This is a genomic window from Streptomyces sp. SID3212, assembly GCF_009865405.1.
Classification (GTDB): domain Bacteria; phylum Actinomycetota; class Actinomycetes; order Streptomycetales; family Streptomycetaceae; genus Streptomyces.
The window spans coordinates 1-11928 of record NZ_WWJY01000490.1 but is presented as its reverse complement, the minus strand read 5'-3'; the positions used below and the strand labels follow the sequence as shown (position 1 = coordinate 11928).

Here is an 11928-nt window from a genome sequence, read left to right as displayed (position 1 = left end):
CCGCTCTCGACGGGCCTTGCGCGGCTGCGGAGTCCACGGCGACCGGGTGGTCCGCGCCGCCGCGTGCCCCGCCGGACGGGGTGACCTGGAGGACGCCGACGGAGGCCGAGGCGGAGGCGGTACGGGTGGTCACGGGGGCGGGCGTGACCGCGGCCGGCCCGGTCGTGGCGGGCCGTGCCGGGGTCGCCGTACGGGAGCGGGTGGCCGGGGGCGGGGCGGTCGTTCTGCGGGGAGCGGGTGGGGTGGTGACGGCCGGTTTCCTCGTCGCCGTTCTGGTCGCCTCGGGGGGCGTCGTCTTCGCCGGCTTCGGCTTGGGTTTCGCCGTCCTCGTCGCCGTCGTGTCCTTCGGCTTCATGAGCGGCGGCCTCGTACCGGTCGGCGTGGCGATCCGCGCCGGGGCGGGCACCCTCGCCGTCGCGCTCGCGATCACGCCGGTGGAGGTCCCCGGGGAGGCGGACCGGCCGGGCTTCGCGGACCGCGTGGGGGACGTCGTCGGCTCCGACAGCGGCCTGCCGTTGCCCGCGATCAGGCTGAAGCCCGGCAGGTTCTGGCCCCTCGGCCGGTTCGGCATGTCGTTCTTGAAGTAGTACAGCGGATGCGTGTTAAGGACGACCTGCCGCTCGTCGCTGCCCGGCGCGTCCTTCTTCGTCCTGGACGTCCGCGCGGTCACGTCCTTGGCCTTCGTCGGGGAGCCGAGCGCCGCCGGCCAGGACTTCGCACACGCACCCGTGCAGCCCGACACGTTGGGCTTGTCCGCCTCGCGGATGTACAGCGGATTGCCCTTCTTGTCCGCCACCACGTCGCCGACCGCCGTCTTGATGAGCGTGAGCTTCCCCGGCTCCGTCGGCTTGTCCACGGCCACGGCGGCGCTCGCCCCGAGCGCGAGAAGGAGAGCGGCGGCCGTGGCGAGCGCGGCCGAGCGGGGTCCGTATCGATCCATGGATACAGGCGAACCCCCGGACGCCCGGTCGGCCACCTCGGTGGTCCGTACGGGCTAGGGCGTGTCCGCGAAGTGGGGTCTGGCTCGCGGTGTCTGGCACGCGCGCTCGCGGCGTTGTCGGACCCACCCCGTACGTCCAGTACGGGGTGGGTCCTCCGCCTTGCGATCGCACGCACCAGACACCGCGAGCCCCGCCCTCCGGGCGGACGACCCCACTTTGCGGACACCCCCTAGGAGATGTCCGCGAACACGCCCTGGGAGGTACCCGAGCCGGGACGACCGTACGGACCGCCCGCCCGCTCTCCGCTACAGGGCCTGCGGGAAGTCGAACAGCCGTTCCGGGTCGTACGTCCCCTTCAACCGGGCCAGCCTGTCCGCCGCCTGGCCGTAGTAGGCCTTCCGCCAGTCCGTCAGCGTCGGGTCGATGTAGTTCTGGTACGCCGCGCCCGACGCGTACCGCCGCATCGACGCATGGGTGCTTTTCAGCCACGCCTGCTGGGCGGTGCCGGCGGTCCCCGGCTGCCACGCCCCGATGTACTGCGCCAGCACCCGCGAGCGCCGGTGCACGAACGCCGTCGAGAGCGGGCTCACCCGGTTGATCGCCCCGCCGAGCGCGGTCAGCGCTATGGAACCGCCGCCTCCGCCCTGGGCGGCCGAGATCTTGGTGAACCGTTCCGTGGCGGAGACCAGGGCCCGCAGCCCGGCCGGCGGGAGCGCGCGGTCGTAGAAGTCGGAGGCGGCGGCGTACGTCTCCCGCTGGAGCGCCCCGTTCTTGTCGCGCCCCGGCGTGGTGCCCGGCAGGTGGCACTGCTCCTCGGTGAAGCCCGAGCAGCCCGCGTACACGAGCATCGCCTCCTCGTACCCCCGGGGCCGGGTCGAGAACGACCGGGCGGGGCCGGGCCCGCCCGGGCCGTCGGCCAGCCGGTCGAGGGCGTTCTTGAGGTCCGACTCGGTGCCCAGGGAGAACGCGGACAGGGAGAGGGTCGGGGTGCCGCCGCCGGGGCCCGCGGCGAGGTGGAGGGACGACCAGATCTCGTCGGGCTGGTCGGGGCCCCACTTCTGCCAGGCGTCCAGCACGGCCTCGGCCTTGGACCACGGCCAGCTCACGAACGCGACGACGGTCGCGGGCGCCGGATGCGTACGGAAGCGCAGCTCGGTGACCACCCCGAAGTTGCCGTTCCCGGCGCCGCGCAACGCCCAGAAGAGGTCCTTGTTCTGCTCGGCGTCGGCGGTGAGGCGCTGCCCGGAGGCCGTGATGATCGTGGCGGACGTGAGACTGTCGCAGGTCAGGCCGTACGCGCGGGCCGCGACGCCGTGTCCGCCGCCGAGGGTCAGACCGGAGACGCCGACGGTCGGGCAGGACCCGGCGGGGATCGTACGGCCCCGGGCGGCGAGGGTCCGGTAGACGTCCGCCAGCCGGGCTCCGGCGCCGACGACGCCGTCCGAGGCGGCGTGGCCGAGCGAGTCGAGCTTCGAGATGTCGATGACCAGCCGGCCGTTGCCGCTGGACCAGCCCGCGTAGGAGTGGCCGCCGCCCCGGATGGAGACGGGGGTGTGATGGGTACGGGCGAAGGCGAGGCACTCCTTGATGTCGTCCTCGCCCGCCACATAGGCGACGGCCGCGGGCTTCAGGCTGTCGTAGCGGGTGTTGTAGAGCTGGCGCGCGGTCGCGTAGGACGCGTCGCCGGGCCGTACGAGATCCCCGTCGAGCCCTTTCGCGAGCGCGCCCCAGCTGGGGGCGCCGGCGGTGGTGCCCGTCGTGGGCTTCCCGGCTGCGGTCGGACCGGGCGCGTCGGGTGACGTGTTCCTACCGGGGCCTCCGGCGCCCGCCGGTGACGTGTCACCGGCGGAACAGGCGGCCGTGACACCGGCGGTGGCCAGGGCGGCCGCGGCCGTGAGCAGTGTGCGCCGTTCCATCTGACGTCCTCCTGAGGGTGACCCCGGGATCGCGTGGAAGGCGTCCCGCTGAACGGGACGGTTGTAGGGGCCACCGGGTTCCGCGACTCGGGTGCGTTTTCCCCCGAGGGGTCACATCAATCAGGCGACGGGGTCGATCAGGAGGCGGAGTCGGTCGCGTGAGGCCGGTTCGCCGGTTTGTGGGACGCCGCGTCCGTCCTGGCCCGGTCGCGGGAGCGCCGGGCCGGGCCCGACCAGCCGCACGTGCAGCGGGCCAGGCAGAACGAGCCGCGTTCCACGGTCGAGGTGGTGTGGGGGGAGGTGGGGGGACCAGAAGGGTCTTGCTCGCACACCCCTTCACCGTACTGGCGTGACGGGCGACGCGGGGCGTCGTTATGCGGGTGGGTACGGGCTTCGGACAAGCGGCGGTAGGGCGTTGGGGGTTGGCGGGCGATGGTGGCGCAGCAGCAGGGACGCAGAGGAGCGGCGCTCGCGGCCGTGACCGTGGCGGGTGTCGTGGCCGCGACCGGGTGTTCCGGCGAGGTCGGGGCCACGGCCGACGACCGGCCGGCCGGCGGGCCCCGGGTGGTGCGTGAGGCCGCCGACGTACTGCTCGCGTCGCGGAGTTCCAAGGCCCGTACGTCCATGGAGATGGCGGCCGGCGGGACCCGGGTGACCATCAGGGGCGAGGGCGGCTACAACTACGCGGAGCGGATCGGGCGGCTCAGGGTGGTCCTGCCGAAGGACCCGGCGGGCGCGAGCGAGCACCGTCCCATCACCGAACTCGTCGCCCCCGCCGCCCTCTACATGAAGAACCGGGGCGCGGGTGTGCCCGCCGACAAGTGGGTCAGGGTCGACGCGACGACGCTGGAGGACGGGAACCTGGTCACCGGCGGGGCGACGGATCCGCTGACCGCCGCCGAACTGCTGCGCGCGGCCCGGAACGTGACCTTTGTCGGCTCGCAGGATCTGGCCGGGACTCGTGTGTGGCACTACCGGGGGGTCACCGACATCGGTGAGGCCGCGAAGGTGGCGTCGCCGTACGCGCGGGGCGCGCTGACGGCCGCGGCGAAAGGGTTCGCCAAGGACGTCGTCCCCTTCGACGCCTATCTGGACGACGAGGGCCGGTTGCGCAAGGTCAGGCACCGGTTCAGCTATCTCAACCAGGGCCGGACGGTCGACGTCGCCTCGACGACGCTGCTCTACGCCTTCGGCGCCGAGGTGTCCGTGACGCTGCCTCCGCCCGGCGACATCTTCGCCGGAAAGATCGGGACATAGTCCCGGAGGATCAAGACACGTCGCGGGAAGACCAGGGCGGAAATGGTCCGGACGTGCCATGCGCGGGGCGGGTCGCGGTCCTTACGCTGGGGGGACACGACCCTGGAAGTCGGCGCCCGCGGGAAGAGGTGACAGCACGTGGCTTCGTTGCGTACGACGACCGTCCAGGACCACGTGGCCCTCGCCGAGATCGAGTTGTGCGGAGAACTGATGATCGCCGCGTCCGCCGCCGACGGGGAGCGGCTCAGCTCCGACCGTATCGACGAGGTGCTGAACGTGGCCCGCGCCCGCCCGGGGGTGCCCCGGCAGCCCGAAGGCCGGTCGGGGTGCCGCCGCGACTGACGTGGGGTCCCGGTGCCAGGTGTGTCAGGTACGGAGCAGGCGGGCGATCGCCTTCGTCGCCTCCGCCACCTTCGCGTCGACCTCGTCCCCGCCCTTGACCGCCGCGTCCGCCACGCAGTGCCGCAGGTGCTCCTCCAGCAGCTGGAGCGCGAAGGACTGGAGGGCCTTGGTGGAGGCCGAGACCTGGGTCAGTATGTCGATGCAGTAGACGTCCTCGTCGACGAGGCGCTGGAGGCCGCGGATCTGGCCCTCGATCCTGCGCAGCCGCTTGAGGTGCTCGGCCTTCTGGTGGTGGTACCCGTGGATCCCCCGGTCGTGGTCGGTGACGGGGGGGCCGGCCGGGGTGGAGGTGGGCTCGGAGGGCGCTTCGCTCGTCGCGGCGCCGGCCGCCTCGGTGGTCGTCATCGCGTCCTCCCGTAGGGATGTCCGGAGGGTCGTCCGGTGGGTTGTCCGATGTGAGATCGGTGTGATGTCCGATACGGGGTTATATACCCCACGTGGGTATATGGTACCCCTCCGTGAGCCTTGGGGCAGGGCCCTGTGCCGAGCGTCATGCCCTATGGGCGACACTGGGACGGATTGCCGGTTAGCCGTGGCCGGATGTTGCGCCTAGCATCACCCTGACCGAATTCCATGTAACCCGAGGATCCCAGGTGCGCTTTCGTCTGACCCCCAGGGAGACGAGCTTCTACGACATGTTCGCCGCGTCCGCGGACAACATCGTCACGGGCTCCAAGCTCCTGATGGAACTCCTCGGGGCGGATTCCTCCGCCAGAGCCGAGATCGCGGAGCGCATGAGGGCGGCGGAGCACGCGGGGGACGACGCCACCCACGCGATCTTCCACCAGCTGAACTCCTCCTTCATCACGCCCTTCGACCGCGAGGACATCTACAGCCTCGCGTCCCAGCTCGACGACATCATGGACTTCATGGAGGAGGCGGTCGACCTCGTCGTCCTCTACAACATCGAGGAACTGCCCAAGGGTGTCGAGCAGCAGATCGAGGTCCTCAACCGGGCCGCCGAGCTGACCGCCGAGGCGATGCCGCACCTGCGCACGATGAACAACCTCACCGAGTACTGGATCGAGGTCAACCGCCTGGAGAACCAGGCCGACCAGATCCACCGCAAACTGCTGGCCCACCTCTTCAACGGCAAGTACGACGCGATGGAGGTGCTCAAGCTCAAGCAGATCGTCGACGTGCTTGAAGAGGCCGCCGACGCGTTCGAGCACGTCGCGAACACCGTGGAGACCATCACGGTCAAGGAGTCCTGACCCACGTGGACACCTTCGCCCTGATCATGACCATCGGTGTCGCGCTCGGATTCACGTACACGAACGGTTTTCACGACTCCGCGAACGCCATCGCGACCTCGGTGTCCACCCGGGCCCTGACCCCCCGCGCCGCCCTCGCCATGGCCGCCGTGATGAACCTCGCCGGCGCGTTCCTCGGGCAGGGCATCGCCAAGACCGTCAGCGAGGGCCTGATCGCCACGCCGCACGGCGACCGGGGGATGGGCATCCTCTTCGCCGCGCTGGTCGGCGCGATCGTGTGGAACCTGGTCACCTGGTACTTCGGCCTGCCGTCCTCCTCGTCCCACGCGCTCTTCGGCGGCCTGGTGGGCGCCGCGCTCGCGGGCGGTACGGAGGTGATCTGGTCCGGGGTGCTGGAGAAGATCGTCATCCCGATGTTCGTGTCGCCCGTCGTCGGTCTGGTGGTCGGCTATCTGGTGATGGTCGCGATCATGTGGATGTTCCGCAAGTCCAACCCGCACAAGGCCAAACGCGGTTTCCGGATAGCCCAGACCGTCTCTGCCGCCGCGATGGCGCTCGGGCACGGGCTCCAGGACGCGCAGAAGACGATGGGCATCGTGGTGATGGCCCTGGTCATCGCCGATGTGGAGGGCCCCGGGGATCCGATCCCGGTGTGGGTCAAGATTGTCTGCGCGCTGATGCTGTCCCTCGGTACGTACGCGGGTGGCTGGCGCATCATGCGAACGCTGGGCCGCAAGATCATCGAGCTGGACCCGCCGCAGGGATTCGCGGCGGAGACGACCGGCGCGTCGATCATGTTCGGCTCGGCGTTTCTGTTTCACGCCCCGATCTCCACGACGCACGTGATCACCTCGGCGATCATGGGCGTCGGCGCGACGAAGCGGGTCAACGCGGTGCGGTGGGGTGTCGCGAAGAACATCATCCTGGGGTGGTTCATCACGATGCCCGCGGCGGGCTTGGTGGCCGCGGTGAGTTTCTGGATCGTGAACCTGGCGTTCGGCTGACGCCGTTGAAGGCTTGTCCTCGATCGGCGGACGGGCTTGAGGACGCGGACGGCTTGAGACGGTCTCGCTACGTGAAAGGGCCCGCCCCTCAGGGGGCGGGCCCTTCGTCTTGCGGTGGCACCGCCATGCAGCACCGCAGGACGCCTTATCCGAAGCGGCCCGAGATGTAGTCCTCGGTGGCCTGCACGGACGGGTTGGAGAAGATCCGCTCGGTCTCGTCGATCTCGATGAGCTTGCCGGGCTGACCCACGGCCGCGAGGTTGAAGAACGCCGTACGGTCCGACACCCGCGCCGCCTGCTGCATGTTGTGCGTGACTATCACGATCGTGAAGCGTTCCTTCAGCTCCCCGATGAGGTCCTCGATCGCGAGCGTCGAGATCGGGTCCAGGGCCGAGCACGGCTCGTCCATCAGCAGGACCTCCGGCTCGACCGCGATCGCGCGGGCGATGCACAGACGCTGCTGCTGACCGCCGGAGAGGCCGGAACCGGGCTTGTTCAGGCGGTCCTTGACCTCGTTCCAGAGGTTCGCGCCCTTGAGGGACTTCTCGACGACGTCCGCCAGCTCCTTCTTCCCGTACCTGCTGTTGAGCCGCAGGCCGGCCGCGACGTTGTCGAAGATCGACATCGTCGGGAAGGGGTTGGGGCGCTGGAAGACCATGCCGACCGTACGGCGCACGGCGACCGGGTCGACGTTCGACGCGTACAGGTTCTCGTCGTCCAGCAGCACCTTGCCCTCGACGCGACCGCCGGGGGTGACCTCGTGCATGCGGTTCAGCGTGCGCAGGAAGGTGGACTTGCCGCAGCCGGACGGGCCGATGAAGGCCGTCACGGAGCGGGGCTCGACGGTCATGGAGATGTCGTCGATCGCCCGGTGGGAGCCGTAGTAGGCGGAGAGTCCGCTGACGTCGATTCGCTTGGCCATGTGGATCACTGCTTCTTTCCGAGCCGAGGCCCCGCGCGGCGGAGCCGGATGGCGGGCCTCATCGGCCGGTCTTCGGTGCCTTCCAGCGGGCGATCCCGCGAGCCACCAGGTTGAGGATCATGACAAAGGCGATCAGCACCAGCGCCGCCGCCCAGGCACGGTCGTACGACGCGTCGCTGCCGACCTTGTACTGCTCGTAGATGTAGAAGGGCAGAGACGACTGAGCACCCTCGAACGGGTTCGAGTTGATCAGCTGGTTGCCGAAGACGAGCAGGATGATCGGGGCGGTCTCACCGGCGATACGGGCGATGGCCAGCATCACTCCGGTGGTGATCCCGCCGATCGCGGTCGGCAGCACGATCTTGAGGATCACGCGCCACTTCGGTACGCCGAGCGCCAGCGCGGCCTCGCGCAGCTCGTTCGGGACGAGCTTGAGCATCTCCTCCGTGGAACGGACCACGACGGGCAGCATCAGGATCGTCAGGGCGAGCGAGCCCAGGTAGCCCGCGGACTGGAGGCCGGCGATCAGCATGATCGACAGGATGAACAGACCGGCGACGATGGACGGGATGCCCGTCATGACGTCCACGAAGAACGTCACCGCCTTGGCCAGCGCGCCCTTGCCGTACTCCACCAGGTAGACGGCGGTCAGCAGGCCGAGCGGTACGGCGATGACCGTGGCGATCCCGACCTGTTCCAGCGTGCCGATGATGGCGTGGTAGACACCGCCACCCTTCTCGAAGCTGGGGACCCCGGCCATGGAGTGGGTCAGGAAGTACCCGTCGAGCACCTTCACACCACGGCTGACCGTGATCCAGAGCAGCGAGAACAGCGGGATGATGGCGAGGACGAAGCACACCCACACCACGCTGGTGGCGAGGCGGTCCTTGGCCTGGCGCTTGTTCTCGACCGACGTGGTGACGGTGTACGAGATGACCAGGAAGGCCACGACGGCGATCAGGCCCCACTGGACCTTGCTGTCGAGGCCCGCGGCGGCGCCGACGGCGACACCGATGAGGATCGCGGCGGCGGCGAAGCCAGCCGGGGCCCAGCGGGGGAGCGAGCGGCCGGTGAGGCCCCCCTTGCCCTTCCGCGGCGGCACGGGGGTCGGCTTTTCCTGTACGGCTGCGTGGCTCATGCGTTGGCCCCCGAGTACTCCTTGCGGCGGGCGATGATGAGCCGAGCCGCGCCGTTGACCAGCAGGGTGAGGATGAACAGGACCAGGCCCGAGGCGATCAGGGCGTCCCGCCCCAGCTCGTTGGCCTCGTCGAACTTGGCGACGATGTTCTGGGCGAAGGTGCCACCGCCCGGGTCGAGCACGTGCAGCGAGATGAGGTAGCTCGGGGAGAGGACCGTGGCGACGGCGATGGTCTCACCGAGCGCGCGGCCGAGTCCCAGCATCGACGCGGAGATCACACCGGAGCGTCCGAACGGCAGGACGGACAGCCGGATGACCTCCCAGCGGGTGGCGCCCAGGGCGAGGGCCGCCTCCTCGTTCATCTTCGGGACCTGGAGGAAGACCTCCCGGCTGACGCTGGTCACGATCGGCAGGATCATGATCGCCAGCAGGATGCCGACGGTGAGCATGTTCCTGGCGACACCGGGCTGCGTCTGGTCGAAGACGTAGGTCCAGGCGAAGTAGTGGTCGAGCCAGAGGTTCAGCCCGTCGAGGTACGGCACGAGGAAGAGGGCGCCCCAGATGCCGTAGACGATCGAGGGGACCGCGGCGAGCAGGTCCACGACGTACGCGAGGGGCGCGGCCAGCTTGCGCGGCGCGTAGTGCGAGATGAAGAGCGCGATGCCGACGGCGACCGGGACGGCGATGACCATCGCGATGATCGAGCTGACGATCGTACCGACGAGCAGGACGGCGATGCCGAAGACCGGCGGGTTCGCCGAGGGGTTCCAGTCGAAGGTGGTGAGGAAGTTGCCCTCGTCCTTGGAGATGGCGATGACCGCGCGGTACGTGAGGAATCCCGCGATCGCCGCCATGACGACGAGCAGCAGAATGCCCGAGCCCTTGGAGAGGCCCGAGAAGATCTTGTCGCCCGCGCGGCCGGTGGAGGTGCCCGACGGGCCCTTGACCGGCGGGGCGGGCGGGGGAACGTCTATCGGTGTGGTGGAAGCCATGTCTTTCCGGTCTGTGTGGGGGAGCCGCGGGCGCGGCTTCCCTGGCGGCGGTGCACCGGATGGAGAGGGGTGGGCAGGTGGCCGGCCCGGAGGGGTGCGCCGGGCCGGCCACCGCCACCTGTGGAGCGAGGACTACGAGAGGGAGGCGACCGTCTCGCGGACCTTGGCGTTGATCTCGGCCGGGATCGGCGCGTAGCCGGCGCCCGAGAGCAGCTTCTGGCCCTCGTCGCCCGCCGTGTAGTTCAGGAAGGCCTTGACCGCGGGGAGCGTGGCGGCCTTGTTGCCCGTGTCGCAGGCGATCTCGTACGTGACCAGGACGATCGGGTAGGCACCCTCGGCCTTGGTGGCGTAGTCGAGGTCGAGCGCCAGGTCCTTGCCGGTGCCGGCGATCTTGGCGGCGGCGATGGCCTTCGACGCGTTCTCCGAGGTGGCCTCGACGGGGGCGCTGGCGCCCGTGTCGATCTTCACCGTGGAGATGGACTGCGAGGTGGCGTACGAGAGCTCGAAGTAACCGATCGAGCCGTCGACCTGCTTGACCTGGGTGGCGACACCCGCGGAGCCGGACGCGGCCTGGCCACCGGGGGCCGGCCACTTCTTCTCGGGCTCGTACTTCCAGTCCGAGCTGGCCGTGGCGGCCAGGTACTTGCCGAGGTTCTGCGTGGTGCCGGAGTCCTCGGAGCGGTGGAACGGCTGGATCGCCTTGTTCGGGAGCTTCACGCCCGGGTTGAGCGCCTTGATGGCCGCGTCGTCCCAGTTCTTGATCTTCGTGTCGAAGATCTTGGCCAGCGTGGGGGCGTCGAGGACGAGGCTGTCCACACCCTCCAGGTGGAAGCCGATCGCGATCGGTCCGCCGACCATCGGCAGGGCGATGCCCTGGCCGCCGGTGCAGATCTTCTTCGAGTCGGCGACCTCTTCGGGCTTCAGCGGCGAGTCAGAACCGGCGAAGCCGACGGTGCCCTGGTTGAAGGCGACGATGCCCTCACCGGAGGAGGAGGACTTGTAGTTGACCTGGATGTCGGGGCAGGCGGCCATGAAGCCCTTGACCCAGAGGTCCACGGCGTTCTTCTGCGCGCTCGAACCGGACGCGAGCAGCTGGCCCTTGGCGTCGCCGCAGACGGCGTTCGACGCGGCGGTGGTCTTCGCCGTCGGAGTGGCGGAGCCGTCGCTGTTGTCGTCCGATCCGCACGCCGTGAGAACCAGGGCGCCGGAGACGGCGAGGGCACCGAGCGCGGTGGCGCGCAGCCCGTTCTTGCGCAAAAGCTTCACTTCGGGTGATTCCTTCCAAGAGCCGCCGGCCCGATGGTTGTGTGACGGCGGCGTGCGTCGGGGTGGTTGGTGGTGCGGCGCTGGGCCGGTCACCGTGTAAGGCCGAAAGTAGGCAGAACAGGTGAAGCCGCCGACGGGGGAGGGTGAACGGAAGGTGAACCATGGCGGGCGGCCTGGTGCGGCTTGTTTCACAGGGCGTGACGGCGTGCCCCCGTACCCTCGGGGGACGGCTGGGACGGCCGATCCGTACGCGCCCTCGCGCGCCCCTCAGATGACGGCGTTCAGCAGCGCGTCCACCAGCAGCCGGTCCCGTGGCTGGGTCAGCCGGCCGCGGGCCGCGGCGGGGCTGAGCCAGAGGATGCGGTCGACCTCGTCGTTCGGCGCGAAAGCGCCGCCGGTGGCCTCGGCCGCCCAGTAGTCGACGCGCTTGGGGCGCCCGTTCACGAGGTAACTGACCGTGCCGAGCCGCTCCCCGGGGGCGCAGTGGTGGCCCGTTTCCTCCAGGACCTCGCGCCGGGCCGCCGCCAGGGGCTCCTCGGCGTGCTTGAGCTTGCCCTTGGGGTGGGACCAGTCGTCGTACTTGGGGCGGTGGACCAGGCAGATCTCCGTACCGCCGTCGCCGTACGAGGCCCGGCGCCAGAGCACACAGCCCGCCGCGCGGATGAGGCCGTGCCGGTCGCCGTCGCCGCTCATACCGCTGCCCCCGCTCCCTGCCACACCTGCTGGAACGCGAAACGCGAGGCCTCGACCTCGTGGCGCTGGTCGGCGTGCAGGACGCCGAGGGCGTACGCCGTCGCGGGGGCGATACGGGGCGTGCGCGCCGCGTTCGCCGCCGCGGCTGCCGCCTCCGCCGCGTCGCGGTGCCGGTCCAGGGTC

The 11928-nt window shown here is 70.1% G+C and carries 13 protein-coding genes and 1 pseudogene; 4 read left to right on the top strand and 10 right to left on the bottom strand.

The annotated features are described in order from the left end of the window. The 3 genes from GT042_RS14975 to GT042_RS40100 form a co-directional block, all read right to left on the bottom strand. Window positions 1-940, bottom strand: a 940-nt coding sequence (locus GT042_RS14975; protein ID WP_161309210.1) for a hypothetical protein, incomplete at its 3' end; no start/stop codon positions are given. A 306-nt stretch (window positions 941-1246) separates the two neighbouring features. Then, entirely contained in the window at window positions 1247-2857 is a 1611-nt protein-coding gene (locus tag GT042_RS14970; RefSeq protein WP_161309209.1) for an FAD-binding oxidoreductase, read from the bottom strand. A 137-nt stretch (window positions 2858-2994) separates the two neighbouring features. Beyond that, complete coding sequence (locus GT042_RS40100; RefSeq protein ID WP_161309208.1) at window positions 2995-3189, bottom strand: hypothetical protein; 195 nt, start codon at window positions 3187-3189, stop codon at window positions 2995-2997. A gap of 100 nt (window positions 3190-3289) precedes the next feature. Between GT042_RS40100 and GT042_RS14960 the strand changes: the two genes are divergently transcribed. After that, on the top strand, window positions 3290-4114 hold the full coding sequence (locus tag GT042_RS14960) for a hypothetical protein (RefSeq protein ID WP_161309207.1): 825 nt from the start codon (window positions 3290-3292) through the stop codon (window positions 4112-4114). Between the two features lie 138 nt (window positions 4115-4252). Beyond that, on the top strand, window positions 4253-4456 hold the full coding sequence (locus GT042_RS14955) for a hypothetical protein (RefSeq protein ID WP_161309206.1): 204 nt from the start codon (window positions 4253-4255) through the stop codon (window positions 4454-4456). Between the two features lie 24 nt (window positions 4457-4480). Here the strand turns inward: GT042_RS14955 and GT042_RS14950 are convergent, their stop codons facing one another. After that, window positions 4481-4861, bottom strand: a complete 381-nt coding sequence (locus GT042_RS14950) for a metal-sensitive transcriptional regulator (protein WP_161309205.1) — start codon at window positions 4859-4861, stop codon at window positions 4481-4483. A gap of 248 nt (window positions 4862-5109) precedes the next feature. Here GT042_RS14950 and GT042_RS14945 point away from each other — a divergent pair, with 248 nt between their 5' ends. Both GT042_RS14945 and GT042_RS14940 read left to right on the top strand, forming a co-directional pair. After that, the gene (locus GT042_RS14945; protein WP_161309204.1) at window positions 5110-5730 is read left to right on the top strand and encodes a DUF47 family protein; all 621 of its coding nucleotides are present in this window, start codon (window positions 5110-5112) and stop codon (window positions 5728-5730) included. A gap of 5 nt (window positions 5731-5735) precedes the next feature. Beyond that, complete coding sequence (locus tag GT042_RS14940) at window positions 5736-6734, top strand: inorganic phosphate transporter (protein WP_161309203.1); 999 nt, start codon at window positions 5736-5738, stop codon at window positions 6732-6734. A 145-nt stretch (window positions 6735-6879) separates the two neighbouring features. On the opposite strand, the gene pstB is transcribed toward GT042_RS14940, so the two are convergent. From pstB to GT042_RS14910, 6 genes and pseudogenes are all read right to left on the bottom strand, one after another. Next, window positions 6880-7656: a phosphate ABC transporter ATP-binding protein PstB gene (gene pstB / locus GT042_RS14935; protein WP_161309202.1), complete on the bottom strand. Its 777-nt coding sequence runs from the start codon at window positions 7654-7656 to the stop codon at window positions 6880-6882. A 58-nt stretch (window positions 7657-7714) separates the two neighbouring features. Next, entirely contained in the window at window positions 7715-8794 is a 1080-nt protein-coding gene (pstA, locus tag GT042_RS14930; RefSeq protein ID WP_161309201.1) for a phosphate ABC transporter permease PstA, read from the bottom strand. Further along, a complete protein-coding gene (gene pstC, locus GT042_RS14925; protein ID WP_161309200.1) occupies window positions 8791-9786 on the bottom strand; it encodes a phosphate ABC transporter permease subunit PstC in 996 nt (331 codons plus the stop codon). The genes pstA and pstC overlap by 4 nt, the downstream gene beginning before the upstream one ends. Before the next feature lie 132 nt (window positions 9787-9918). Continuing rightward, entirely contained in the window at window positions 9919-11052 is a 1134-nt protein-coding gene (pstS, locus tag GT042_RS14920; RefSeq protein ID WP_161309199.1) for a phosphate ABC transporter substrate-binding protein PstS, read from the bottom strand. 267 nt (window positions 11053-11319) lie between these two features. Beyond that, a complete protein-coding gene (locus tag GT042_RS14915) occupies window positions 11320-11745 on the bottom strand; it encodes an NUDIX hydrolase (protein WP_161309198.1) in 426 nt (141 codons plus the stop codon). Then, a pseudogene (locus GT042_RS14910) lies at window positions 11742-11928 on the bottom strand (metal-binding protein); the annotation flags it as partial. The gene GT042_RS14915 and the pseudogene GT042_RS14910, both read right to left, overlap by 4 nt.